Genomic DNA, 22,710 nt, shown 5'->3' with positions numbered 1-22,710 from the left:
GGTTATTTCAACAAAGTCGTGATGTATTTAAATAATGCTACTGCCCTTACCGGCTCACGATTGCAAACAATCTGCACATCCAGCGCAGCAGCGGCGCTACCGGCAAACAAAGCCTGCTCCGGCGCTATTCCCCCTCCCAAACATAAACCCGCAATTGATAAAAATGCATCTCCTGCACCTATTCTGTCCACCACTTTCGAGGACAGAGCCGGAATTTTATAGGCAGTTTTGGTTTCGTCCAGCATCAGTGCGCCTTTAGTACCACGAGTAATGGCAATATGCGTGGCCCGCAACCGGTCCGCTAATTGTCCAGCTAATTCTTCAATCGCTCCGCCTTTGTCATGAACCGCTAACCGTAATTCCGGTTCGTTCAGAGACAAAAAATCGGCGTTAGGATAACGTGTAATGAGGTGATAGCCGCGATTGCCACTGTTGATCTGAGCATTTACTGCCAGATATTTCGCGCCATTTGATAGTGCCGCCACCATTTCACTAGAGATAAAGCCGTTGCCGAAATCCGGCACAATCACCACATCGTACTCGCTCAGATGCTTATTCAGCCAAGCGACGATCTTACGATTAGTTTCTTCGGGGAGCGGTCCATCGTCATAGAAATACACTTCAAACAACTTGGCAATATCATTATCCACATATCGCCGTTTAACGATGGTCGGCCGGTCCTGGCTGAAGAAAAATACGGGGTCGATAGCCGGATTGAGATTGGTACGAATAAAATCCTCGTGGCTTTTGGTGGTGCCCAACCCAGACAGCAACGTAACATTATCGGTAAACTCAGCAACATGATTGGCCACTGCAATCGCACCGCCGGCGAAACGTTCATAATCGTTGTATTTGACCGCAAACACGTTGCCCTTGCCAGTCTGGCCCAGCGGCGAGGTGTAATGGTACTCGTCAATTATTGCCTCACCAACCACCAGCACGTTGAGACGGCTCAGGCTTTTCAGCTTGTCAATAATATCCGCGGTAGTGATAGATTCCTTGAACTGATCGAGATAGCCGGAAATTTCCGGCGAAAACACCTCAAAAAATTCATTTAACAACTGGGTCGAGCTGGAGGTCAGTTCATCAGTAAAGAAAACCCGTCCGCCGTGACGTTCAACGGCGTCCTTTTCATGCTGGATATTGCCGGTAATATCGTCGCTGGTGCTTTTGTAGTCGCTGCCTTTTACATATAAATCCGGTTTGACCTGGTCCAGCACTTCGACCGCAGTCACTGCGTGGTTGATCGCTACTTTGTCGACACAAGCCAACGCGGCGATATTTTCGGCGCGCAGATATTCGTTGAACACAGGCCGCCCAGGGCCTTTATTGACGAACTCGTCGGCAGTAACGCTGACCAGCAAGCTGTCAGCCTGCCGCGAGGCGCTTTGTAGATGGCGTATATGCCCGATGTGCAGCAAATCGAAAGTACCGTGACACAGTGCCACGGTTTTGCCTGCTGCTTTAAGTTCGGCAGAACGCTGAGCCAGTTGTTCGATAGAAACAATTTTTTCCGTGGACATATCGTTATTTCCTGACGAGATGATCGGTAATATGATGCAGTACGAACAAATGGCCTAGCTCGACCATGCCGTAATGGTTGCTGTCCAGCCAATAGTTCCAGCGTCCCAGCTTGCGTAGCGGATTGTCGTCCTTGAAGCCGCTCAGCGTCATCACCTCCAGGCCTTTGGTGTTGGCGGCCTGCACCGCATTAATAATGTTCAGCGATTGTCCAGAACTGCTGATAGCAATCAATAAATCGTCGGTGTTTGCAAAGGCGGTAATTTGTTTGGCAAATGCCTGCTCGTAGCCGAAATCGTTGGTAAAACAGGTCAACGGCGCCGCCTCGTGCAACGTCAATGCGCACAAACCGCCGACATTACGCAGATCGGTAATCACATGGCTCGCAATCGCCGCGCTGCCGCCGTTACCCAGCACAATGACCTTGGCTTGCTGTTCGCGGACTCTGGCAAATTCGGTCAATACCTGTTGAATCACTGCTTCCCCATCCAGCGTTTGTGCATGGTGATCTGTAAAAATGCTGCTCATCAACAACTGTGCGAATTGTGATGCCGCTTGTCCTATAGCCATCTGCCGCCTCTTTATTTGCCGAGATATTTAAACCAGTCGCTAGTGGCATCGGCTATCGAAGCAGATGTCCACAACGGCGCGTTTTGCCAATAATCGATATGAGCCAACATATTGGCGACGCCTTGCTCAAAACTAACTTGCGGCTGCCAGTCAAGTTTTGCCTTGATCTTGCTAGTGTCAGCAAAGGTGCAATCGGGCTCGCCGGGCCGCTTGGGAATGTATTCAATCGCGCCACCCAGCAACCCGACCAGCTGGTTAACGCTATAAGTACCACCGCTGCCAACGTTCATGATTTCGCCGCAAATGTCCGACTGCGCTGCGGCGATGAAGGCCCGGGCGACATCGGTGACATAGGTAAAGTCGCGAGTCTGATTGCCGTCGCCAACCACGGTAAACGGTTTGTTGTTGATCTTTTGCGCCAAAAACACCCCGAACACTGCGCCATAAGCGCCGGTAGTGCGGGCATGCGGACCATAAACGTTGAACAGGCGCAACGATATGGCCGGCAAGTTATACAGTTGCGCCCAATGCATCACCATTTCCTCGCCAAGATATTTGGTCAGGGCATAAGGATATTGCGGTCTGATAGCGGCAGTTTCCGGAGTCGGGAATTGCTCAGCCAGTCCATAGCAAGACGATGACGCGGCATAGACGAAACGTTTAACATTGGCGGATCGGGCCGCTTCCAGTACATTAAAAGTCCCACTGACATTGGTTTCATAATAGGCACGCGGCCGTTCGATCGACGGCACGATGTCGGCCAATCCCGCCAGATGAAATACCCAATCGATATCGGCGAATAACGGCGCAATCGCCTCGGCATCGCGAATATCGGCCTGGTGAAACGCGAAATGAGCTTGGCCGAGCAGGTCGGCAATGGTCTCCTTGCGACCGCCGGAAAGGTTGTCGATCACCCTGACCTGATAGCCTTGCCGCCACAATTCGCGGCTTAAATGGCTACCGATAAAGCCTGCACCGCCTGTAACCAGTACTTTCATGTTCCGCGCCTAGATAAAGTTGATATGGGCAGGTTGCTGCACCGTTAATTTGTCGAGATATTGGTTAACTGCTTCCATCCTGCAATTTTTGCGGCATTGGGAAATATCCAGTTCCTGAGTGATGTATTGCCAGTTCTGCCGTCTTTTGTCGCTTTCCCAAATGTCTTGAAACGACTGCTGATGGATATTGCCGTAGGCAAAGCGCTGATCGGTCAGATAGGCGCTGCAACCGTAGACTTCGCCGTCGGCCATGATATAAGCCCAGAAATACGGCGTGGCATGGCAGGTTTTATAGCGCACCGCATCGGATATGGAATAATTTTTCATGGTCTGTTCGCGGAAAATCACGTTAAAACCATCGCCGTTGAATTTGTCCAGCTCCTCCGCCATACCTAGCAGATTATCGTAGCGCAGGTTTTCGTAGCGGCGGGTTTCGCTGGACAGATGCTGAGAATAGGGCTTGACCACTAGATAATCCAAGCCAATGTCACGGCAGATGGCCGCCAGTGTGGTCACTTCATCGCGGTTTTCCGGCAGCAGCAGGATTTGCGCGCCCAAAGTGCATGATAATTGATGGGCTTTTTTATAGGCGGCGGCACGGCGCAGATTGCTCAGCACCAAGTCGAAATCCGAAGCCTTGGTTTGATGAATCGCGGCATAATTCTCAGCACTGCCGGCATTCAGCGACACCTTGATCCATGACACCAGTGGCAGCGACTGCTCGACAAAACGCTGGCTCATCAAAGTGCCATTCGTGGTGAAGGCTGTGTCGATACCAGCATCGGCAGTCAGCCTGACGATTTCGTTAATCTCCTTGTGCAACATCGGCTCGCCTTCGCCGGCATACATGATGCTCTTCACGCCCAATCGGCCCATTTCGGCCAGACGCTCCGCCAAAATTTTGACATCCAGCCGCTGCGCTTTGTAACCGATATAGTCGACCGCGCAAAACGTACAGCGATGATTGCAGGCGCCAACCGGCGAAACCTCCATATAGATAGGATACAAGGATTTGGCTTGTTGCCAGTCATGCTTGCCAGTCAACCACTGCGTCACCCGCTGCGGGTGATACATCAGTTTGTGACTGTCTATGCCGTAATTATCTGCCATGTTTTTGTCGTTTAGTGTGCTAGAGATGTTTGGTGAACATTGCAGAAATTTTAAAAGCAATTATTACGCCAACGTACCAATACTACGACAAGCAACGATTGACTTTTATATTATAAGTATAGACTATATCAGCCAAATCCGGTAAACCCCGACTGCTGTGTATATCCAATCATGCACCTCTGTTGAGATAATTGGCTTTAGTACCACAAGCAAATCAGCGGAAAAATATAGGCTTTGTGCCATGCAACCTGGCTTTAATCAGGCACGTAGCGCTGAGTTTCATTCGACACACAATAGGCCACATCAAAGCATAGCTTGCGTCTTGGTAAGATGCGAGCTGCTATCAACGATAATTACTGCTTTGAACTGATCTTCGGGAAAGAGCCAACTTAGAGCGATTGCCCTGCACCTCACTTACTCTAGTTATCGGCACTCAAACCGAATAACCAAGCTTGCCCAAACAGCTTGAAATTCTTTACCGCATCAGCCAAAACCTCATCAACTTTGGCTTGGTTAACCTTAATAGTGTCCCCTTGCTTCAGGTTTTCAGCACGCCGAACTAAGCTCATGTTGTTTTTCAACCAACTGTACCCTCTGGGTCACGCCGCATACCAGAGCATAAGGTATGGTGCCTGCCCAACATGCAATTTCTTCAACCGGCAAACCTTTGCCCCACAAGGTCACAGGGTCGCCGGGTTGTGCGTGGACTTGATTTCCAAGATCAATAGTAATCATGTCCATTGACACCCTACCAATAAGCGGAAAACGCTTGCCATTAACCAATACCGGCGTTCCGGCTTTAGCATAGCGGGGATAACCATCACCATAACCTATCGCAGCAACCCCCATTGTTGTTTGTTTTTCGCATATCCAGCTTCCGCCGTAGCCAACTGTATCTCCTGCTTCGATTTGCTTAACCGCTATCAACCGTGAATGCAATTCCATAACCGGTTTTAACCCCAGTTGCCGACCTGTTGACTCAGGAAAAGGTGATATACCGTACAACATAATGCCAGGGCGTACCCAATCGCTTAAGGACTGCTTCCAGCCTAATATACCCGCAGAATTAGCCATGCTACGCTCACCGGATAAACCTGCAACAGCTTCGTTGAACAGACTGATCTGTTTTAGCGTTTTATCGTCATTAAAATCGTCGGCACAGGCAAAATGCGTCATCAAATTGATCGGTTGCTTTATCAGGACGCATTGGCTCAATCGCTGATATGCAGAACTAAATTCTTTTGCCTTGAAACCCAGACGGTTCATGCCAGTATCAAGTTTTAGCCAGACAGCACAAGCTCCCGAAACTTCTCCGGCTTCAAGAATTTCCAGTTGAGTTAAGGAGTGCACCACTGCGTCCAATTGATAATGCAGTAATTCATCAAATTCTTCGGCACAGGTAAATCCTTCTAAAACGGCAATTCTATTTTCGAATCCCGCTTTGCGCAATCGGATGCCTTCATCAACCCTGGCCACTGCAAAGGCGTCGACATATTGTAAAGCTTCGGCAATACGCAACAAGCCATGTCCGTAACCATTGGCCTTGATGACCGCCATCACTTTGGCATCAGGTGCACAACTGCGTACTTTGGATAAGTTATGCCGAACTGCATCCAGATTCAGCACTGCATAGGCTGCCGGGGTCATTCATAATCCCCGCTACCATACGGATTCCCGGCAAAATTCTCAAAGCGGGTATATTGCCCCAAAAATGTGAGTCTTACAGTCCCCAATGGACCATTACGTTGCTTGCCGATAATGACCTCGGCAATGCCTTTATCAGGACTATCTTCATGATATACTTCGTCCCGATACACGAATACGATTAAATCGGCGTCCTGCTCGATAGCGCCCGACTCGCGCAAGTCGGACATCATTGGGCGTTTATTAGGGCGCTGTTCAAGATTACGGTTGAGCTGGGACAAAGCTACTACAGGAACGTTCAACTCCTTGGCCAGCGCTTTTAAGCCTCTGGAAATATCTGAAATCTGCTGCACCCTATTATCGCCACTGGAAGGTGATTGCATGAGCTGTAAATAATCCAATACAATCAAACCCAGCTGGCCATGTTCACGCGCCAAACGTCTAGCTCTTGAGCGCACTTCGGTCGGTGTTAATGCAGGGGTATCGTCGATGAATAATTTAGTCTCAGCCAGCAAATTGATGGCCGACGTCAAGCGTGGCCACTCATCATCTTCTAGCTTGCCGGTTCTGATTTTATGCTGGTCGATACGGCCTAATGATGACATCATTCGCATAGCCAGCGAGTCCCCCGGCATTTCCATACTGAATACCGCAACCGGTTTATCACCTTTAATGGCAATATTTTCCGCCATATTCATAGCAATAGTCGTTTTACCCATGGAAGGTCGGCCGGCTACGATAATCAAGTCGGCAGGTTGTAAGCCGGAAGTCAGTTCATCAAAATCAGTAAATCCTGTCGCTGCTCCGGTAATGGAACCTTCCTGTTCAAACAGTGTTTCAATCTTATCGACAGCTCGAGCTAACAACGATTTGATAGTTGCAAAACCGCCCTGCCCGCGCTGTCTTTGCTCGGCTATCTTAAAGACTTCGCGTTCGGCATTTTCAAGGAGGTCGGCTGTCTCGCGTCCTTCCGTATTGAATGCGGAATCCGAAATCTCGGTACCGACATGAATCAACTGACGCAGTACTGACCGGTCTCTGACAATATTGGCGTAAGTGACGATATTCGCGGCACTGGGAGTGTCTTTTGCGAGCATGCCTAAATAAGACAGGCCGCCAGAATTTTCCAGCTCTCCTACCGCTTCCAACGCCTCTGATATAGTAATCACATCAAAAGGGATCTGTTTTTCGGCCAGTTGCTCAATCGTCTTGAAAATAAGCCGATGGTCTCTGCGATAAAAATCACTTTCAACCACTTTATCCGACACAGAATCCCAAGTTTGATTATCCAGCATTAGTCCACCCAAAACCGATTGCTCAGCCTGAATTGAATTAGGCGGAATTTTTAAAGAATCTAACGAATAATCATGAATAATTGAGTAGTTTTCAGACATAATCCATAGCAGTTAAGACATAAAACCTAGAAAAAAAGTCCAGAATATTAAAAAATACAAAAAATAAAATAATATCAGCGATAACGGCAGATAAGTTGTTGCAGCCCAATCAATTTGTTATCAACCATGCCTTATGCGGTTAAAAAATCAATCTAGCTACTGTTGGCATTATAAACTAACTTGTAACCTTTAACCTGGTTACAGTTATTCATGTCCAGGGCAAATGCATATAAGATATTAAAAACAACATTTTTTCAAAAAAGCTAATGAGTCAGCCTGAAAAAAGCCGTCTCAACAATGATTACCGATTCCAAGGCCTCGATCTCAAACGGGCACAAGCCCTTAAACGGAACTCGTTTCGATGAATAGCGTTTTCCTGCCCCCAAAGCCGAAGCAGGCTGGGTTTGATCGTTTTGATGGTCAAAATTAGCGCAAAAAATAGCCTCATCCAGAGTCTGAAGTTCCAGGCCACGGCTGCCATCAATAAATTGATGCAGTCCCCGACGGGGCTCTTGAGGAAATTTCTCGCTAAGCGAAAGTCGGACTTTAAATGACCAATGATCGGTTCAATCGCTGCCCTGGCCCTGCGCTGGCAACGTTTGCGTTTTTTGTCCCGTTGATAACGATTGTCGCGTTTTAGCGGCGGAGCCGGCAAAATTATTTGCGTGCCGTCTACCGTTTTTGGGCCACGGTAACCGCGGTAGCAGACACCGGTTTTCACGGCCTTGCCGCGGCTGTTTTGACAGTGCGCCAGCACCTCCGGTAGGGTCTTGCTGTCATGCAGATTGTGTGGATGACTGACCACACCGACAACGATGTTGGTCTTGGCCGTGGCGGCAATGGAGACTTTATTGCCGTATTCGTAAGGTTTGTGGTCCTTGCCTCTAGTGCCCCGTGTGGGTATTGCCGATGCAGTACACGTCGAGGTTCATGCAGGGCGTAAATTTTGTCGCTGTCTTTGGGGTGTTGGCTCAGAACCCGCTCGTAAAACAGAAAGTCTTTTTGATAATGTTCGAACAAGGCGTAGCATGGCAAGGTTCTGCGCAGTTCCCGGATCAGGAATGGGCAATGGTGCGCAGTCGTTTCAACCTAAAAAGAGCACTTGCCCTAGCTAAACAGGGACCGGTGGCAGTTTAGGGGTTGCAATTGACGGCCGCGAAGGTATTTTACCAGCGCCAAACTCAGGATCCGGCACCAGCGTTGTAAGGGCAAGTGCTCTTTTTAGGATTATTGTTCTTACGATATCTTCGATGATCAATGGCATCCCTTCTTATGATTATATAGTGATGTCATCTCCAGATTGTCAGCTAAGGACTTCCAAGATTATTTTATCAGTTGAACGAAGAGTGTATCGACACACACTGAGGAGCGCTGATCAATGCAGATGGCAAAACAGCGTGTGGTCGCGGGATCGAAAACACAATAAAAATCCGCTTTATAGGGGTCACAGTGCCTGGGGTTCTGCAAACCGACTGGTTTTAGGCCAGAAGGGGACGGAAGTTCAATTGCTGGAACTTAAAGGCTGAACGTAACTCTGGATACGATGGGCCGCCAGCGCGAGATTGCCAAACAGATTATTGATGAGGAAAGTGATTATGTCCTGGGGTTAAAGAAAACCACGGCGCTTTGCATGAAGCCAGGACACTTAATAAAATGACTGACCGCGATATGTTCGAAAGCTAACTCGTGATATAAACTGGAACTGAAGGTCTGGCGATACTTTGATTGTGTGTCGACTTATACAACAAAGCCCTTATCAAGTCTAAGATTCTGACTTTTTAAGGGCTAATGATTTGTAAAGTTTCCTGTATTTATATAGTTTTGTCTAAGTTACTCTTCTATAGTAACAACTGGTCTATCAACCAGTTCGACATAAGCCATAGGCGCATCATCACCAGGTCTAAATCCGCATTTCATAATACGCAAGTATCCCCCCGCTCTATTTTTATAACGAGGACCGAGCTCATTAAAAAGCTTGGTTACTACATCACGATCACGTAACCGAGAAAAAGCAAGGCGCCTTTTAGCAACGCTATCTTCTTTAGACAAAGTAATTAATGGCTCAGCGAAGCTTCTTAACTCTTTGGCTTTTGGTAAAGTTGTTTTTATTAATTCATGTTTAAATAATGAACTAACCATGTTACTAAATAGCGCCTTACGATGACTACTATTTATATTGAATTTTCTACCGGATTTACGATGTCTCATTGTAAGAAGACCTAATGTTAGTGATTTATTGCGTGAGTTTGATCTGCAAGGTTTTCAGGAGGCCAATTTTCCAAGCGCATACCTAAAGATAAACCTTTTAAAGCAAGAATGTCTTTTATTTCTGTTAAAGACTTTTTGCCAAGATTTGGAGTTTTTAATAACTCAACTTCGGTACGTTGAATTAAGTCACCAATATAAAAGATATTCTCAGCTTTTAAACAGTTAGCAGAACGTACTGTTAACTCGAGATCATCTACAGGACGAAGAAGAACGGGATCAAATATTTCTTCAACTTCAACTTCTTCCTCAGCAAGCTGATCATTTACTTTTTCGAAATCAACAAAAACTGATAATTGATCATGAAGTATTGTGGCAGCAAGCTTAATAGTTTCTTCCGGATCAACAGTGCCATTTGTTTCCAGTTCGATTATTAATTTATCTAGATTAGTGCGCTGTTCAACACGTGTGCTTTCAACCTGATAAGCAACCTTGACAATCGGGCTATATGAAGCATCAAGCTGAAGTGCGCCAACAATGAGGCTATGTTCGGAATTAGATTTACGAACACTTACAGGTTCGTAACCTCTTCCTCTACGTACCCTGATTTTCATATTCAAGGCGCCATTCTGTGTCAGATTAGCTATTACCAATTCGGGATTGATAATCTCCACATCATGTGGCAGCACAATGTCGGCTGCGGTAACGCATCCTGCTCCATTCTTTGAAAGGGTAAGCTCAACTTCATCTTTAGAATGAAGAACAACCGCCAGTTTTTTAAGATTAAGTAAAATATCAATTACATCTTCCTGAACACCTTCTATAGTGGTGTACTCATGAAGAACGCCTTCAATTTCAACATCTGTAACTGCGCAGCCAGGAATTGTGGACAACAAGACACGCCGCAATGCGTTACCAATAGAATGACCAAACCCTCTCTCAAGAGGCTCAATAACAATCTTAGAATGATTAGGTGTTTTGCTTATAACCTCAACTAAACGAGGCTTCAGCAAGCCAGAAATAGAATTCTGCATTTATATCCCTCAAAACTACGATTATTTAGAGTAAAGCTCAACTACCAACTGCTCATTGATATCGCTACCTAAATCTACACGATCCGGCAGAGAGCTGAATGTACCTGACATTGCTTTAGAATTAACTTCAACCCAAGAAGGAAAGCCATACTGTTCAGTAACAGCCAAAGCATCAACAATTCTTTGTTGTTTTTTTGCTTTTTCTCTAACGGCTAGAATATCGCCTGGAGAAACTTGATAAGAAGGAACATTAATCAATACATTATTCACCTGGATGGATTTATGACTGACCAACTGGCGAGCTTCTGCCCGAGTAGAAGCAAAACCCATGCGGTATACAACATTATCTAATCTTGATTCCAATAGGTTCAATAAATTTTGGCCTGTTGCACCTTTTTTCAAATCTGCAGATTTGTAATAGTTTCTGAATTGCTTTTCCAGAATACCATATATTCTGCGTAAACGTTGCTTAGCTCTTAACTGAATAGCGTAATCGGAGCTTCTTGCACGCTTGGTACCATGCTGACCAGGACGTTGATCCAATTTACATTTATTTTCTAAAGACTTTCCTCTGCTTTTTAAAAACAGGTCAGTGCCTTCTCTTCGACTTAATTTACAGGTAGGCCCAAGATATCTTGCCATAACAAACTACTCCAGATTTTTATACGCGGCGTTTTTTCGGCGGACGGCAACCATTATGAGGAATTGGCGTCACATCAACAATGTTATTTATTTTGAATCCTAAATTGTTCAGAGAACGCACAGCAGATTCACGGCCAGGTCCAGGACCTTTAATCATGACATCAAGGTTTTTCATTCCGAATTCCAAAGCGACAGAACCGGCCTTCTCCGCCGCAACCTGAGCAGCAAATGGCGTACTTTTTCTGGAACCACGAAAGCCTGAGCCCCCTGATGTTGCCCAAGAAAGAGCATTACCTTTTCTATCTGTGATAGTTATAATTGTATTGTTGAAAGAAGCATGGACATGCACTATGCCGTCGGCAACTTCTTTTTTTATACGTTTTCTAGAACGATTTTGACTCGCCATTTACTTCAACCTCTTAAAGGAATATCTTATTTTTTAATTGCCTTACGCGGACCTTTTCGAGTACGTGCATTAGTTCTCGTCCTCTGTCCTCTTAAAGGCAACCCTCTACGATGTCTTATTCCGCGATAGCAACCCAGATCCATCAAACGCTTGATATTCATAGAAACTTCACGACGCAGATCACCTTCCACTGTCATCTTTGAAACCACATTACGAATAGTTTCTAATTGTTCTTCAGTCAGCTCTTTAATTTTTATCGAAGTGGCTATACCCACTTCAGCGCAAATTTCACTTGCAGTTTGACGACCAATACCATAAATAGCAGTCAAAGCAATTACTGCATGTTTATGATCTGGTATATTTATCCCGGCAATACGTGCCATCTAGATACTCCCCTTGGTAGCACTCTAAAGTTAAGCGCTAAATTATAGCATTACATAAATTATGGCGCAACGATTATTATCCTTGTCGCTGTTTATGTTTCCCGTCTTCACAGATAACCCTAACAACACCATTTCTTTTTACAACTTTGCATTTTCTACAAATTTTTTTAACTGAGGCTCGAACCTTCACCACTAACTCCTAAATTGCTCTTGTGCAATAATTTATTTTTTCAGATTGGCTTTTTTCATTAAGCCATCATACTGCTGTGACATAACATGAGTTTGCATCTGAGAAATGAAATCCATTACAACCACCACAATAATCAATAAAGATGTCCCTCCAAAATAAAAGGGAACATTCCAGTAAACAATCAAAAACTCGGGTAACAAACATACTAACGTAATGTAAAACGCCCCGGTTAGAGTCAACCGCGTCATCACTTTGTCAATATATGAACTTGTTTGAAGGCCAGGTCTTATTCCGGGTAAAAATGCCCCTGACTTCTTTAGGTTCTCAGCAGTTTCTTTTGAATTAAATACTAAAGCCGTATAAAAGAAACAAAAGAAAATAATAGCTGTTGCGTAGAAAATAACATAAACCGGCTGACCAGGAGATAACATCGTGGCCACATCTTGCAACCAAGTAAATCCCTCACTATTACCAAACCATCCTGCGATAGTGGCTGGAAACAAAATTATACTTGAGGCAAAGATTGGTGGTATTACTCCTGCCATATTGAGCTTTAGAGGCAAAAAACTGCTTTGCCCCGCATACATCTTACGGCCTTGCTGCCTTTTTGGATAATTGATGAGAATCCTTCTCTGCCCGCGCTCAACAAAAACAACCAATGCGGTAACTGAAATCGACAACACAAACAATAATAAGATAAACGCTCCATTCATCTCACCCGTTCTTGCTAACTCTAAAGTTCCGCCAATTGCTTTTGGCAAGCCAGAAACAATACCTGCAAATATAATAAGTGAGATGCCATTACCAATTCCACGCTCTGTAACCTGTTCACCAAGCCACATCAAGAAAACAGTGCCCGTAACCAAGGTAACAGTTGTAATAACGATAAAGCTAATTCCTGGATTCAAAACCACTGAAAGACCACCAGCAGTCTGATTTTGCAAAGCGAGCGAAATCCCAATCGCCTGAAAAGTCGCCAAAATAACCGTACCAAATCGAGTATATTGTGAAATTTTACGCCGACCCGACTCACCCTCTTTTTTTAGCTGTTCCATCGCAGGAATAACAACCGTCATCAACTGCATAATAATTGATGCAGAAATATAAGGCATTATGCCAAGAGCAAAAAGACTTAGCCGCATCAAAGCGCCACCCGAGAACATATTAAACATGTCCAAGATTGATCCGCTTTGCTGTTCAAACATAACAGCTAACGCCTTAGGATCTATTCCAGGCACAGGAATATGGGCACCGACTCTGTATACAAAAAAAGCTCCTAAAACAAAAAGCAACCTAGCTTTAAGCTCTGAAAAACCGCCGACCTTGCCAGATACCTGCGCTCTTGTATTCACCTTAAACCTCTACTTTGCCGCCAGCAGCTTCAATAGATTCTTTAGCTCCGCCAGTTACTTTTACACCTTTAACAGTAACAGCCCTGGTTAATTCACCAGACTTAATTATTTTTGCTTTTTTAGTAAAAGCTGGAACTATGTTGGCATCAATCAAAACTTTAAGATCTATAACTTCTGAATTTAACCCATTCAGCTCGTTTAATCTCACTTCCGCTGAATACTTACTTATGAGTGAAATGAATCCAATCTTGGGCAACCGACGTTGTAAAGGCATCTGTCCACCTTCAAAACCAACCTTATGAAAGCCGCCACTTCGAGCCTTTTGACCCTTATGACCTCTTCCGCAAGTCTTACCAAGTGTACAGCCTATGCCGCGGCCTACACGTTTGGATTTTTTCCGAGCCCCTTCACTTGAACGGATAGTATTTAAAAACATTACACTTCCTCAAATTTTAGCATGTACGATATTTTATTTATCATACCTCTGTTTTCAGGTGTATCGAGCACCACAACAGTCTGATTGATTTTTCTTAAGCCCAAACCTTTTAGACAAGCTTGGTGACGTGGCAATCGGCCAAATCTGCTTTTTGTCATCGTAACACTTAATTTATTGCCAGCCATTACTACTACCCAATAATCTGTTCAACTGATAAACCGCGTTTTGCGGCTATTTGGTTAGCACTATGCATTCCTGTAAGACCATTAATAGTTGCCCTAACAACATTAATAGGGTTACTGGTTCCGATACATTTAGCTAATACATTATGCACACCAACCACTTCAAATACCGCTCTCATTGCTCCACCGGCAATAATACCTGTACCTTCAGAAGCGGGCTGCATATAGACCTTAGCCGCTCCAGTTGTATTCATAATGGGATATTGCAAAGTATCGCCTTTTAAAGATACTTTACGCATGTTTTTACGCGCTTGTTCCAAAGATTTCTGGATTGCAATAGGTACTTCACGGGCTTTACTTACACCATATCCAACTCTGCCTTCGCCATCACCAACTACTGTTAATGCAGTGAAACCGAAAACTCTTCCGCCTTTTACAACTTTTGCAACACGCCTTACATTGACTAATTTTTCTTGTAAACCATCTGCACTAACCTGAGAAGGTGCTGTAGACATTCTATTCCCCTAAAATTTCAAACCGGCTTCACGTGCAGCATCAGCTAAAGCCTTAACGCGACCATGATATTTAAACCCTGAACGATCAAAAGCAACTTCGGAAATTCCGGCAGCAATCGCTCTTTGTGCAATAAATTTTCCTACTTCCGCTGCTGCACTAATATTTCCAGTGTTTTTTAAAGCTGCTTTAATATCAGCTTGTGTTGTTGAAGCGCTTGCTAACGTTGTCGCTCCATCAGCACTAATAACTTGAGCATATATATGTTGCGAAGTCTTGTGTATTGACAAGCGCGTTGCACTTAATTTCTTTATTTTGCAGCGCAATTTTAATGCGCGCTTCATACGAGATTGTTTCTTATCCATTACGCTACCTTACTTCTTTTTAGCTTCTTTTCTTGCGACATGCTCTTCAGCATATCTGACACCTTTACCTTTGTAAGGCTCTGGTGGACGATAAGCTCTAATTTTTGCTGCAACCTCACCTACGAGTTGCTTGTCACTTCCTTTGACTATTATTTCAGTTTGGCTAGGTGTTTCAATTGAAACCCCCGCTGGAACTTCAAAATCAACTGGATGAGAAAAACCAAGAGCTAAATTAAGTATATTTCCTTTAGCTTGAGCCCTGTAACCGACACCAATCAAAGTCAACTTTCTTTCAAACCCTGCAGAGACTCCAACAATCATATTGCTGACTATTGCTCTAGCTGTTCCAGCCTGCGCAGTAGCTTTTTTATCATCTCTATCCCACTGGACTTGGATTACATTATCTGTAATACCAAAACTAACAGCTGAATTAATATCATAAGATAATTGACCATTGTTTCCTTTTACGGTCACATTATTACCCTCTAGTTTTATATCCACACCTTTGGGGATAATTACTGGGGCCTTTGCAATTCTTGACATATCCTGACCTACACCTTAACAAACAGTACAAATGACTTCGCCGCCATGTCCAATTGAACGAGCAGCTCTATCGGTCATAACACCATTCGATGTTGATACGATAGCAATCCCTAGCCCGCCAAGAACCTTCGGCAATTCATCCTTAGATTTATAAATACGCAAACCAGGCTTGCTAATTCTTTTAATATTTTCGATTACAGGGGCACCTTTGTAATATTTTAATTCGATTGTCATTTCCGAATGGCTACCATTCGTCTCAACCGTATAACCTGTAATAAAACCCTCTTCTTGTAATACCTTAGCAATAGATACTTTCAATTTTGACGAAGGCTGCTTAACGATCTTTTTACCTGCAGATTGACCATTTCTTATTCGGGTCAGCATATCTGCAACAGGGTCTGTCATACTCATCTTATAATTTCTCCAAACTTGATCTAAAAGACCTTACCAACTTGCCTTTACTAATCCCGGCACATCGCCACGCATTGTCGCTTCTCTCAGTTTATTTCGACTAAGACCAAACTTACGGTAGTAACCGTGCGGACGCCCAGTTAAATTACAACGGTTACGTACTCTTGATGCACTAGAGTCCCTTGGTAATTTTTGAAGTTGCAAATGAGCAGATTCTTTATCTTCAAATGTGGCATTCGGATCTCTGATGATTTCTTTCAGAGAGTTACGTTTAGCCTCATATTTTTGTACTAATTTTTTACGCTTGTCTTCACGCGCAACCATTGATTTCTTTGCCATTTTAGTGCGCCCTTTAGTTTTTAAATGGGAAATTAAAAAGCTTCAACAAAGCTAAACCTTCTTCATTAGTTTTGGCCGTTGTTGTAATAGTTATATCCATGCCACGTAATATATCAATCTTATCATAATCAATTTCAGGGAAAATGATTTGCTCTTTAACGCCCATGGAATAATTACCGCGCCCATCAAAACTTTTAGGACTTAATCCTCTAAAATCACGAATTCGAGGAATAGAAATACTTATCAATCGATCTAAAAACTCATACATTCTATCGCTACGCAAAGTTACTTTGCAGCCTATGGGCATATCGTCACGAATTTTAAAACCAGCGATTGATTTTCTAGCCAATGTGACAACTGGTTTTTGTCCGGAAATCTTTTCCATATCGCTAACAGCAGCTTGCAACACTTTTTTATCGGCAACAGCGCCACCAACACCCATATTGAGTGTTATTTTTGTAATCCGCGGCGCCTGCATTATCGAATTGTAAGCGAACTGCTCAACTAATGCTGGAAGGATTTTTTCTTTATATACGGTTTCTAGTCTAGCCATGATTTTTATCTACACCTTATACATCAACAACTTCATTTGTTGACTTAAAATATCTGACTTTTTTTCCATCTTCTAGAAACTTAAAGCCGACACGATCTGCTTTCTTGGTCTCAGGATTATATAAACCTATATTGGAAATATTAATCGGCATATCCTTGACAATAATGCCACCTGAAATCCCAGCATTTGGATTTGGTTTTTGGTTCTTTTTGACTTGATTAATTCCTTCAACCAAAACCTTATTATCCTTTAAAACTTTGCTTACTCTACCGCTCTTACCCTTGTCCTTTCCGGTACGAACGATTACTTCATCGCCTTGTCTAATTTTTTGCATCTTTCAACCCTACCTTATAATACTTCAGGAGCCAGTGAGATGATCTTCATAAATCTCTCACCTCTTAGCTCACGTGTTACAGGGCCAAAAATGCGTGTACCAAGTGGCTGTAAATTATTATTAAGAATTACCGCGGCATTTCCATCAAAGCGAATAACGGAACCATCTGGTCTTCGAACACCTTTACAGGTTCTAACAACCAACGCGTTATAAACCTCACCTTTTTTTACCCTTCCGCGTGGTATAGCATCTTTAATGCTTACCTTGATGATGTCTCCAATCCCTGCGTAACGTCTATGAGACCCACCCAATACTTTGATACACATGACCTTTTTTGCACCGCTGTTATCGGCGACTTCAAGGTTAGTTTGCATCTGAATCATGATTTATTCCTAAATTATCTGTTTATTAAATAGCTCAGCAATGCTATTTGTTGGCGCTTTCTAAAACATCAACCAATTTAAAGGTTTTATTCTTAGACATAGGTCTGCATGATGTAATTGAAACTACGTCGCCTTCATGACAAATATTTTGTTCATCATGAGCCATCATCTTAGTTGAACGCTTAATGTATTTACCATAAACAGGGTGCTTTACAACGCGCTCAACTAAGACCGTAATGGTTTTGTCCATTTTATTGCTAACAACCCGACCTGTGATTGTTCGTAATTTGGTTACGTTTTCACTCATTATTATGCACTCGCCATTTCGTTTAATATGGTGTGGATACGAGCCACGTCATGTCTAACCTTCTTCACTTGATCCGGCTTAGATAATTGACCAGTTCCTTTTTGCATTTTAAGGTTAAATTGTTCGCGTGACAATTCAAGCAACATGGCGCTTAATTCATCTTTTGATTTCTGGCGTAATTCACTGGCTTTCATTACATTATCGTCCGAGCAGTAAAAAGTGTTTTTAAAGGTAACTTAGCAGCACCTAAAGCGAATGCTTCACGTGCTAACTCTTCAGAAACACCCTGTATTTCATACAACATTGTTCCTGGCTTAACTTGAGCAACCCAGTATTCTACACTACCTTTCCCTTTTCCCATACGAACTTCTAATGGTTTTTTAGTAATTGGCTTATCTGGGAAAATTCTTATCCAAATTTTACCACCACGCTTAACGTGCCGTGTAATTGTTCTACGAGCCGACTCAATTTGACGAGCAGTTAATCTACCACGCTCAACAGACTTAAGTCCAAAATCTCCAAAACTTACAGATGATCCACGTACGGCAGTACCGTTATTTCTGCCTTTATGTTGTTTACGGAATTTAGTTCTTTTAGGTTGAAGCATTTTTTTCTATCCCTTCAACTATTTCTTGGAGTCTGAATTAATCGATGCAATATGCGCATCCATATCGAATACTTCACCTTTGAATATCCACACTTTAATGCCGATAATTCCATAAGTGGTATGAGCTTCAGCTGTTGCATAATCAATATCAGCTCTTAATGTATGCAGAGGAACTCGACCCTCTCTATACCATTCACTTCGAGCAATTTCGGCGCCATTCAAACGACCTCCGACATTGATTTTTATACCTTCAGCACCTAAGCGCATTGTATTAGTCACTGCGCGCTTCATTGCTCGACGATACATAATTCTTTTTTCGAGCTGCTGTGCAACACCTTCAGCCACCAATTGTGCGTCCAATTCTGGTTTTCTAATCTCTTCAACATTTAGTTGAACGGGAATTCCCATTATTTTCGACACTGCCTGTCTCAATCCTTCGATATCCTCGCCTTTTTTACCTATTACAATACCCGGTCTTGCAGTATGTATTGTAATATGTGCATTATTCGGTGGACGGTTAATCTGAATACGGCTTACAGAAGCATGAGCTAACTTTTCCTTAATGTAGTCTCTGACCGTCAAATCCTGATGCAAAAAAACAGAATAATCTTGATTATTCGCGTACCATCTTGAATTCCAATCCTTTACAATACCTAGGCGTATGCCCGTTGGATGTACTTTTTGACCCATTTTCTGCCCCTACTCGTATTCTGCGACTTTAACTGTAATATGGCAGGTTCTTTTAAGGATATGATTTGCACGTCCTTTAGCTCTTGCCTTGAATCTTTTCATAGTCGCCCCTTCATTCACATAAACGGTTGACACTTTTAATTCATCAATATCCGCGCTGTCATTATGCTCTGCATTAGCGATAGCCGATTCAAGAATTTTTTTGATAATCGCAGCCGCTTTTTTTGAGCTGAACTTCAATGTGTTCAACGCTTTTTCAACTGGCATTCCACGAATTTGATCACCTACTAACCGTGCTTTTTGCGCAGATAGCGGGGCATTTTTTAATTTTGCTGAAACTTCCATAACACAACCTATCTAGATTTCTTATCAGCCACATGGCCTTTATATGTGCGAGTTGGTGAAAACTCACCTAATTTATGCCCGACCATATTCTCAGAAATCAGAACTGGTATATGCAGTCGTCCATTATGAATTGCAATGGTTAACCCCAACATATCTGGAATTATCATCGATCTTCTTGACCATGTTTTAATCGGTTTCCGATTATTAGTACTTACAGCATCTTCAACTTTTTTAAGCAGATGATGATCAATAAAAGGACCTTTTTTAATTGAACGTGGCACGTTAATTCCTCTCTATTTCAGCTTACGACGTCTGATAATCATATTATCAGTACGTTTGTTATTTCTGGTTTTATAACCTTTAGTTGGCATGCCCCAGGGAGATACAGGATGTCTACCACCTGATGTACGACCTTCACCACCACCATGCGGATGGTCAACTGGATTCATTACAACACCTCGAACAGTTGGGCGAACACCACGCCATCTTGAAGCTCCTGCTTTTCCAAGAGATACTAGGTTATGCTCTGAATTGGAAACCTCACCAATCACTGCGCGACAATCAGCCATAACCTTGCGCATTTCACCAGACCTTAATCTGATGGTTGCATGAGCACCATCTTTAGCCACTAATTGTACGGATGTACCAGCACTACGAGCAATTTGAGCTCCCTTGCCTGGCTTCAGTTCCACACAATGAACTGTGGTACCCATCGGTATATTTCTCAATGGCATGCAGTTACCAGCTTTCACAGCTGTGGTTTCCGAAGAAAGAACCTCCTGCCCAACTTCAAGCCCTTTAGGTGCAATAATGTATTTACGCTCCCCATCCTTGAATAATATCAAAGCAATATTGGCAGTTCTGTTTGGATCATATTCCAGACGCTCAACAACGGCGGGAATATTGATCTTATTTCTTTTAAAATCAATAACTCGATAGTGTTGTTTATGACCACCACCCACATGACGCGTTGTTATACGCCCCTGATTATTACGCCCTCCACTTTTGCTATTTTTACTCAACAAAGGCGCATACGGTTTTCCTTTATGCAAATCATCATTTTTGATGCGCACAACAAACCGTGAACCCGGTGACGTCGGTTTAGACTTTACAATAGCCATGCTTTCTACCGTTTCCTATTGATCTTTTAAAACTTAAATTATTAAGCAGCAGAGAAATCTATGTCATGGCCAGACTTAAGTTTTACATAAGCCTTTTTCCAATCAGATCGTTGCCCCAGTGAGCCGCCAAATCTTTTCTTTTTGCCTTTGACGTTTAAAACCTGAACTGAATCAACTTCAACACTAAACATTTGTTCCACTGCACTTTTAATTTGCTTTTTAGTTGCTTGCTTTTGCACTTTAAAAACAAATCGATTATTTTTTTCTGCAGCAATCGTGCTTTTCTCAGACACAATCGGAGCTTGTAGCACACTTGCTAAGTGATATTTATTTAAACTCACGCCAAACGCTCCTCTATTTGCTTCAACGCGCCAGATGTAGCAATAACTTTATCGGCCGAAACCAATAAAACGGGGCTTAAATTAACCGCCTCGATCACTTCCACATAAGGTATGTTCCTTGATGCTAAGGCTAAGTTTGCATCAACACTTTCTACAACAATCAGAATACGTTTCGCATCAATATTTTTTATTGCTGCATTTAGCTCTTTAGTTTTAGGACTAGAAGGCAATATATCATTGCTAACCAACAGACGACCCTGCCTTAGTAGCTCAGACAGGATTGACCGAATACCAACCCGAAACATTTTTTTATTCAGCTTTTGGTCATAATTTCTAGGTCTTGCAGCAAATGCAACACCACCCGTCCTCCAGACCGGACTACGAGTAGTACCAGACCTTGCACGTCCCGTTCCTTTTTGTCTCCATGGCTTCGTACCACCACCACTTACATCCGAGCGCGTCTTCTGTGCCTTTGTTCCAGCACGGGCACCAGCTAAATGGCGAACAACCAATTGATGAACTAAAGTTTCATTAAACGCCTGACCAAAAATAGCTTCTGTTACCTCCACATTTCCAGCAGAGTCTTTTTCACTTAACGCAGGTACTTGCATACTCATGACTTAACCTTTATTTCGCATTTTCATGGCAGGTGTAATTACCACATCACCGCCTTTAGCGCCAGGCACTGCGCCCTTTACTAAAATTAAATTTCTTGCTGTATCAATAGAATGTATAGTCAGGTTCTGAACTGTAACTTTTTCAGCTCCCATGTGACCTTCCATTTTCTTGCCCTTAAATACACGACCCGGCGTTTGACACATACCGATGGAACCTAATACTCTATGTGAGCGCGAGTTACCGTGTGTAGCATCCTGCATACTGAAATTATGACGTTTTATACCACCAGCAAAACCTTTACCAATACTTTTACCCTGAACATCAACAACCTGGCCAACAGAAAAAATATCTAAGGATAACTGAGAGCCGGCAGATAACCCCTCGCCTTCACCTTCTTCGAGTCTGAACTCCCAAAGGCCACGTCCAGCTGTCACATTAGCCGCTGCATAATGACCCGCCATTGCTTTATTGACTCTAGAAGATTTCTTATCGCCCGCTGCTACTTGAATCGAACGATATCCATCAACTTCAATACCTTTAACCTGAGTAACTCTGTTTGAGTCAATCTGGAGTACAGTAACTGGTACTGACGAACCATCTTCACAAAAAACTCTGGTCATACCACATTTACGACCTATAAGACCTATTGACATCTGCCAATTCCCCTGCTTCTTAATTCAATTTTATTTGAACATCAACACCAGCTGCAAGATCCAACTTCATCAATGCATCTACGGTTTTTTCTGTTGGTTCAACGATATCCAATAATCTTTTATACGTTCTCAATTCATACTGATCTCTCGCATCTTTATTTACATGCGGTGAAATCAAAATCGTAAAACGCTCTTTTTTAGTAGGCAAGGGAATTGGGCCTTTGACTTGAGCACCCGTTCTTCTTGCTGTTTCTACTATCTCGCCAGCCGATTGATCAATCAATTTATGATCAAATGATTTCAAACGGATTCTGATAGTTTGATTAGACATATACATTACTCGATTATTGATGCAACGACGCCTGCACCTACTGTACGACCGCCTTCACGAATTGCAAATCGCAAACCGTCATCCATAGCAATCGGTGAAATCAGTTTTACTTTGACTGAGATGTTATCGCCCGGCATCACCATTTCAACGCCTTCTGGCAACTCGACAGCCCCGGTCACGTCTGTCGTT

General features: G+C 43.3%; 37 protein-coding genes. All 37 read right to left on the bottom strand.

Annotation, left to right across the window (positions count from 1 at the left end):
- Window positions 1-2 precede the first annotated feature (2 nt).
- On the bottom strand, window positions 3-1,523 hold the full coding sequence (locus EPO18_RS12755; RefSeq protein ID WP_292433751.1) for a PfkB family carbohydrate kinase: 1,521 nt from the start codon (window positions 1,521-1,523) through the stop codon (window positions 3-5).
- Between the two features lie 4 nt (window positions 1,524-1,527).
- Complete coding sequence (locus EPO18_RS12750; protein ID WP_292433750.1) at window positions 1,528-2,091, bottom strand: SIS domain-containing protein; 564 nt, start codon at window positions 2,089-2,091, stop codon at window positions 1,528-1,530.
- 11 nt (window positions 2,092-2,102) lie between these two features.
- Window positions 2,103-3,089: an SDR family oxidoreductase gene (locus EPO18_RS12745; protein WP_292433749.1), complete on the bottom strand. Its 987-nt coding sequence runs from the start codon at window positions 3,087-3,089 to the stop codon at window positions 2,103-2,105.
- 9 nt (window positions 3,090-3,098) lie between these two features.
- Window positions 3,099-4,199, bottom strand: a complete 1,101-nt coding sequence (locus tag EPO18_RS12740) for a radical SAM/SPASM domain-containing protein (protein WP_292433748.1) — start codon at window positions 4,197-4,199, stop codon at window positions 3,099-3,101.
- A 419-nt stretch (window positions 4,200-4,618) separates the two neighbouring features.
- Entirely contained in the window at window positions 4,619-4,768 is a 150-nt protein-coding gene (locus EPO18_RS12735; protein ID WP_292433747.1) for a hypothetical protein, read from the bottom strand.
- The gene (gene alr / locus EPO18_RS12730; protein ID WP_292433746.1) at window positions 4,746-5,846 is read right to left on the bottom strand and encodes an alanine racemase; all 1,101 of its coding nucleotides are present in this window, start codon (window positions 5,844-5,846) and stop codon (window positions 4,746-4,748) included. Before alr ends, EPO18_RS12735 begins: the two co-directional genes overlap by 23 nt.
- Window positions 5,843-7,237, bottom strand: a complete 1,395-nt coding sequence (gene dnaB / locus EPO18_RS12725) for a replicative DNA helicase (protein WP_292433745.1) — start codon at window positions 7,235-7,237, stop codon at window positions 5,843-5,845. The genes alr and dnaB overlap by 4 nt, the downstream gene beginning before the upstream one ends.
- 301 nt (window positions 7,238-7,538) lie before the next feature.
- Window positions 7,539-8,141: a transposase gene (locus tag EPO18_RS12720; RefSeq protein WP_292433785.1), complete on the bottom strand. Its 603-nt coding sequence runs from the start codon at window positions 8,139-8,141 to the stop codon at window positions 7,539-7,541.
- A 926-nt stretch (window positions 8,142-9,067) separates the two neighbouring features.
- Complete coding sequence (rplQ, locus tag EPO18_RS12715) at window positions 9,068-9,445, bottom strand: 50S ribosomal protein L17 (protein WP_292433744.1); 378 nt, start codon at window positions 9,443-9,445, stop codon at window positions 9,068-9,070.
- 17 nt (window positions 9,446-9,462) lie between these two features.
- Window positions 9,463-10,476, bottom strand: a complete 1,014-nt coding sequence (locus tag EPO18_RS12710; protein WP_292433743.1) for a DNA-directed RNA polymerase subunit alpha — start codon at window positions 10,474-10,476, stop codon at window positions 9,463-9,465.
- 21 nt (window positions 10,477-10,497) lie between these two features.
- Window positions 10,498-11,118 (bottom strand): 30S ribosomal protein S4, encoded by a 621-nt coding sequence (gene rpsD, locus EPO18_RS12705; protein ID WP_292433742.1) that lies wholly within the window; start codon window positions 11,116-11,118, stop codon window positions 10,498-10,500.
- 19 nt (window positions 11,119-11,137) lie between these two features.
- A complete protein-coding gene (gene rpsK, locus EPO18_RS12700) occupies window positions 11,138-11,524 on the bottom strand; it encodes a 30S ribosomal protein S11 (RefSeq protein WP_006890467.1) in 387 nt (128 codons plus the stop codon).
- A gap of 26 nt (window positions 11,525-11,550) precedes the next feature.
- A complete protein-coding gene (gene rpsM / locus EPO18_RS12695; protein ID WP_292433741.1) occupies window positions 11,551-11,907 on the bottom strand; it encodes a 30S ribosomal protein S13 in 357 nt (118 codons plus the stop codon).
- 76 nt (window positions 11,908-11,983) lie between these two features.
- Window positions 11,984-12,097, bottom strand: coding sequence for a 50S ribosomal protein L36 (gene rpmJ / locus EPO18_RS12690; protein WP_081466878.1), 114 nt, complete (start codon window positions 12,095-12,097; stop codon window positions 11,984-11,986).
- A 32-nt stretch (window positions 12,098-12,129) separates the two neighbouring features.
- Window positions 12,130-13,449: a preprotein translocase subunit SecY gene (gene secY / locus EPO18_RS12685; protein WP_292433740.1), complete on the bottom strand. Its 1,320-nt coding sequence runs from the start codon at window positions 13,447-13,449 to the stop codon at window positions 12,130-12,132.
- 1 nt (window position 13,450) lies between these two features.
- The gene (gene rplO / locus EPO18_RS12680) at window positions 13,451-13,885 is read right to left on the bottom strand and encodes a 50S ribosomal protein L15 (RefSeq protein WP_292433739.1); all 435 of its coding nucleotides are present in this window, start codon (window positions 13,883-13,885) and stop codon (window positions 13,451-13,453) included.
- Window positions 13,885-14,070 carry a 50S ribosomal protein L30 gene (gene rpmD / locus EPO18_RS12675; protein ID WP_292433738.1) on the bottom strand — a complete coding sequence of 62 codons (186 nt, stop codon included), beginning with the start codon at window positions 14,068-14,070 and terminating at the stop codon, window positions 13,885-13,887. Before rpmD ends, rplO begins: the two co-directional genes overlap by 1 nt.
- Before the next feature lie 5 nt (window positions 14,071-14,075).
- Window positions 14,076-14,582 (bottom strand): 30S ribosomal protein S5, encoded by a 507-nt coding sequence (gene rpsE / locus EPO18_RS12670; protein WP_006890472.1) that lies wholly within the window; start codon window positions 14,580-14,582, stop codon window positions 14,076-14,078.
- Window positions 14,583-14,591: 9 nt separating this feature from the next.
- Window positions 14,592-14,945: a 50S ribosomal protein L18 gene (gene rplR / locus EPO18_RS12665; RefSeq protein ID WP_292433737.1), complete on the bottom strand. Its 354-nt coding sequence runs from the start codon at window positions 14,943-14,945 to the stop codon at window positions 14,592-14,594.
- 9 nt (window positions 14,946-14,954) lie between these two features.
- On the bottom strand, window positions 14,955-15,488 hold the full coding sequence (gene rplF / locus EPO18_RS12660) for a 50S ribosomal protein L6 (protein WP_292433736.1): 534 nt from the start codon (window positions 15,486-15,488) through the stop codon (window positions 14,955-14,957).
- A gap of 15 nt (window positions 15,489-15,503) precedes the next feature.
- Window positions 15,504-15,899 (bottom strand): 30S ribosomal protein S8, encoded by a 396-nt coding sequence (rpsH, locus tag EPO18_RS12655; RefSeq protein WP_292433735.1) that lies wholly within the window; start codon window positions 15,897-15,899, stop codon window positions 15,504-15,506.
- 33 nt (window positions 15,900-15,932) lie between these two features.
- The gene (rpsN, locus tag EPO18_RS12650) at window positions 15,933-16,238 is read right to left on the bottom strand and encodes a 30S ribosomal protein S14 (protein ID WP_292433734.1); all 306 of its coding nucleotides are present in this window, start codon (window positions 16,236-16,238) and stop codon (window positions 15,933-15,935) included.
- Window positions 16,239-16,251: 13 nt separating this feature from the next.
- Complete coding sequence (gene rplE / locus EPO18_RS12645) at window positions 16,252-16,791, bottom strand: 50S ribosomal protein L5 (RefSeq protein WP_292433733.1); 540 nt, start codon at window positions 16,789-16,791, stop codon at window positions 16,252-16,254.
- A gap of 16 nt (window positions 16,792-16,807) precedes the next feature.
- On the bottom strand, window positions 16,808-17,125 hold the full coding sequence (rplX, locus tag EPO18_RS12640; protein ID WP_292433732.1) for a 50S ribosomal protein L24: 318 nt from the start codon (window positions 17,123-17,125) through the stop codon (window positions 16,808-16,810).
- Between the two features lie 14 nt (window positions 17,126-17,139).
- Window positions 17,140-17,508 (bottom strand): 50S ribosomal protein L14, encoded by a 369-nt coding sequence (gene rplN / locus EPO18_RS12635; protein ID WP_292433731.1) that lies wholly within the window; start codon window positions 17,506-17,508, stop codon window positions 17,140-17,142.
- A gap of 43 nt (window positions 17,509-17,551) precedes the next feature.
- Complete coding sequence (gene rpsQ, locus EPO18_RS12630; RefSeq protein ID WP_292433730.1) at window positions 17,552-17,815, bottom strand: 30S ribosomal protein S17; 264 nt, start codon at window positions 17,813-17,815, stop codon at window positions 17,552-17,554.
- 2 nt (window positions 17,816-17,817) lie between these two features.
- Window positions 17,818-18,009 carry a 50S ribosomal protein L29 gene (gene rpmC, locus EPO18_RS12625; protein ID WP_292433729.1) on the bottom strand — a complete coding sequence of 64 codons (192 nt, stop codon included), beginning with the start codon at window positions 18,007-18,009 and terminating at the stop codon, window positions 17,818-17,820.
- Entirely contained in the window at window positions 18,009-18,422 is a 414-nt protein-coding gene (gene rplP, locus EPO18_RS12620; protein ID WP_006890482.1) for a 50S ribosomal protein L16, read from the bottom strand. Before rplP ends, rpmC begins: the two co-directional genes overlap by 1 nt.
- Window positions 18,423-18,440: 18 nt before the next feature.
- Window positions 18,441-19,112: a 30S ribosomal protein S3 gene (gene rpsC, locus EPO18_RS12615; protein WP_292433728.1), complete on the bottom strand. Its 672-nt coding sequence runs from the start codon at window positions 19,110-19,112 to the stop codon at window positions 18,441-18,443.
- A 9-nt stretch (window positions 19,113-19,121) separates the two neighbouring features.
- The gene (rplV, locus tag EPO18_RS12610) at window positions 19,122-19,457 is read right to left on the bottom strand and encodes a 50S ribosomal protein L22 (RefSeq protein WP_292433727.1); all 336 of its coding nucleotides are present in this window, start codon (window positions 19,455-19,457) and stop codon (window positions 19,122-19,124) included.
- An 8-nt stretch (window positions 19,458-19,465) separates the two neighbouring features.
- Entirely contained in the window at window positions 19,466-19,738 is a 273-nt protein-coding gene (gene rpsS, locus EPO18_RS12605) for a 30S ribosomal protein S19 (RefSeq protein WP_006890485.1), read from the bottom strand.
- A 12-nt stretch (window positions 19,739-19,750) separates the two neighbouring features.
- On the bottom strand, window positions 19,751-20,578 hold the full coding sequence (gene rplB, locus EPO18_RS12600) for a 50S ribosomal protein L2 (RefSeq protein WP_292433726.1): 828 nt from the start codon (window positions 20,576-20,578) through the stop codon (window positions 19,751-19,753).
- A 41-nt stretch (window positions 20,579-20,619) separates the two neighbouring features.
- Window positions 20,620-20,919 (bottom strand): 50S ribosomal protein L23, encoded by a 300-nt coding sequence (rplW, locus tag EPO18_RS12595; RefSeq protein WP_292433725.1) that lies wholly within the window; start codon window positions 20,917-20,919, stop codon window positions 20,620-20,622.
- Window positions 20,916-21,536: a 50S ribosomal protein L4 gene (gene rplD / locus EPO18_RS12590; RefSeq protein ID WP_292433724.1), complete on the bottom strand. Its 621-nt coding sequence runs from the start codon at window positions 21,534-21,536 to the stop codon at window positions 20,916-20,918. Before rplD ends, rplW begins: the two co-directional genes overlap by 4 nt.
- A gap of 3 nt (window positions 21,537-21,539) precedes the next feature.
- A complete protein-coding gene (gene rplC / locus EPO18_RS12585; protein ID WP_292433723.1) occupies window positions 21,540-22,190 on the bottom strand; it encodes a 50S ribosomal protein L3 in 651 nt (216 codons plus the stop codon).
- Window positions 22,191-22,209: 19 nt separating this feature from the next.
- Complete coding sequence (gene rpsJ, locus EPO18_RS12580; protein ID WP_006890490.1) at window positions 22,210-22,521, bottom strand: 30S ribosomal protein S10; 312 nt, start codon at window positions 22,519-22,521, stop codon at window positions 22,210-22,212.
- Window positions 22,522-22,526: 5 nt separating this feature from the next.
- The coding region (locus tag EPO18_RS12575; RefSeq protein ID WP_472850897.1) for an EF-Tu C-terminal domain-related protein at window positions 22,527-22,710 on the bottom strand (184 nt) is incomplete at its 5' end.

This window comes from Methylobacter sp. (assembly GCF_004322395.1).
Taxonomy (GTDB): Bacteria; Pseudomonadota; Gammaproteobacteria; order Methylococcales; family Methylomonadaceae; genus Methylobacter_A.
Note: the sequence above shows the minus strand (reverse complement) of the source record. Positions and strands in the feature narration are given on the sequence as shown.

What these genes read in the sequence shown, in the direction of transcription:
- rpsJ (WP_006890490.1), bottom strand. Translation starts at nt 22,521, where the DNA reads ATGTCTAATCAAACTATCAGAATCCGTTTGAAATCATTTGATCATAAA.
- EPO18_RS12735 (WP_292433747.1), bottom strand. Translation starts at nt 4,768, where the DNA reads ATGAGCTTAGTTCGGCGTGCTGAAAACCTGAAGCAAGGGGACACTATT.
- rpsH (WP_292433735.1), bottom strand. Translation starts at nt 15,899, where the DNA reads ATGAGTATGACAGACCCTGTTGCAGATATGCTGACCCGAATAAGAAAT.
- rplE (WP_292433733.1), bottom strand. Translation starts at nt 16,791, where the DNA reads ATGGCTAGACTAGAAACCGTATATAAAGAAAAAATCCTTCCAGCATTA.
- EPO18_RS12740 (WP_292433748.1), bottom strand. Translation starts at nt 4,199, where the DNA reads ATGGCAGATAATTACGGCATAGACAGTCACAAACTGATGTATCACCCG.
- rplN (WP_292433731.1), bottom strand. Translation starts at nt 17,508, where the DNA reads ATGATTCAGATGCAAACTAACCTTGAAGTCGCCGATAACAGCGGTGCA.
- rplB (WP_292433726.1), bottom strand. Translation starts at nt 20,578, where the DNA reads ATGGCTATTGTAAAGTCTAAACCGACGTCACCGGGTTCACGGTTTGTT.
- rplO (WP_292433739.1), bottom strand. Translation starts at nt 13,885, where the DNA reads ATGTTTTTAAATACTATCCGTTCAAGTGAAGGGGCTCGGAAAAAATCC.
- rpmC (WP_292433729.1), bottom strand. Translation starts at nt 18,009, where the DNA reads ATGAAAGCCAGTGAATTACGCCAGAAATCAAAAGATGAATTAAGCGCC.
- EPO18_RS12745 (WP_292433749.1), bottom strand. Translation starts at nt 3,089, where the DNA reads ATGAAAGTACTGGTTACAGGCGGTGCAGGCTTTATCGGTAGCCATTTA.
- rpsD (WP_292433742.1), bottom strand. Translation starts at nt 11,118, where the DNA reads ATGGCAAGATATCTTGGGCCTACCTGTAAATTAAGTCGAAGAGAAGGC.
- EPO18_RS12750 (WP_292433750.1), bottom strand. Translation starts at nt 2,091, where the DNA reads ATGGCTATAGGACAAGCGGCATCACAATTCGCACAGTTGTTGATGAGC.
- rplF (WP_292433736.1), bottom strand. Translation starts at nt 15,488, where the DNA reads ATGTCAAGAATTGCAAAGGCCCCAGTAATTATCCCCAAAGGTGTGGAT.
- rplX (WP_292433732.1), bottom strand. Translation starts at nt 17,125, where the DNA reads ATGCAAAAAATTAGACAAGGCGATGAAGTAATCGTTCGTACCGGAAAG.
- rplV (WP_292433727.1), bottom strand. Translation starts at nt 19,457, where the DNA reads ATGGAAGTTTCAGCAAAATTAAAAAATGCCCCGCTATCTGCGCAAAAA.
- rpsK (WP_006890467.1), bottom strand. Translation starts at nt 11,524, where the DNA reads ATGGCGAGTCAAAATCGTTCTAGAAAACGTATAAAAAAAGAAGTTGCC.
- rpsQ (WP_292433730.1), bottom strand. Translation starts at nt 17,815, where the DNA reads ATGAGTGAAAACGTAACCAAATTACGAACAATCACAGGTCGGGTTGTT.
- rplD (WP_292433724.1), bottom strand. Translation starts at nt 21,536, where the DNA reads ATGAGTATGCAAGTACCTGCGTTAAGTGAAAAAGACTCTGCTGGAAAT.
- rpsC (WP_292433728.1), bottom strand. Translation starts at nt 19,112, where the DNA reads ATGGGTCAAAAAGTACATCCAACGGGCATACGCCTAGGTATTGTAAAG.
- rplP (WP_006890482.1), bottom strand. Translation starts at nt 18,422, where the DNA reads ATGCTTCAACCTAAAAGAACTAAATTCCGTAAACAACATAAAGGCAGA.
- rplQ (WP_292433744.1), bottom strand. Translation starts at nt 9,445, where the DNA reads ATGAGACATCGTAAATCCGGTAGAAAATTCAATATAAATAGTAGTCAT.
- EPO18_RS12755 (WP_292433751.1), bottom strand. Translation starts at nt 1,523, where the DNA reads ATGTCCACGGAAAAAATTGTTTCTATCGAACAACTGGCTCAGCGTTCT.
- rpsM (WP_292433741.1), bottom strand. Translation starts at nt 11,907, where the DNA reads ATGGCACGTATTGCCGGGATAAATATACCAGATCATAAACATGCAGTA.
- rpmD (WP_292433738.1), bottom strand. Translation starts at nt 14,070, where the DNA reads ATGGCTGGCAATAAATTAAGTGTTACGATGACAAAAAGCAGATTTGGC.
- rplC (WP_292433723.1), bottom strand. Translation starts at nt 22,190, where the DNA reads ATGTCAATAGGTCTTATAGGTCGTAAATGTGGTATGACCAGAGTTTTT.
- dnaB (WP_292433745.1), bottom strand. Translation starts at nt 7,237, where the DNA reads ATGTCTGAAAACTACTCAATTATTCATGATTATTCGTTAGATTCTTTA.
- rpsN (WP_292433734.1), bottom strand. Translation starts at nt 16,238, where the DNA reads ATGGCAAAGAAATCAATGGTTGCGCGTGAAGACAAGCGTAAAAAATTA.
- alr (WP_292433746.1), bottom strand. Translation starts at nt 5,846, where the DNA reads ATGACCCCGGCAGCCTATGCAGTGCTGAATCTGGATGCAGTTCGGCAT.
- EPO18_RS12710 (WP_292433743.1), bottom strand. Translation starts at nt 10,476, where the DNA reads ATGCAGAATTCTATTTCTGGCTTGCTGAAGCCTCGTTTAGTTGAGGTT.
- rplR (WP_292433737.1), bottom strand. Translation starts at nt 14,945, where the DNA reads ATGGATAAGAAACAATCTCGTATGAAGCGCGCATTAAAATTGCGCTGC.
- rpsE (WP_006890472.1), bottom strand. Translation starts at nt 14,582, where the DNA reads ATGTCTACAGCACCTTCTCAGGTTAGTGCAGATGGTTTACAAGAAAAA.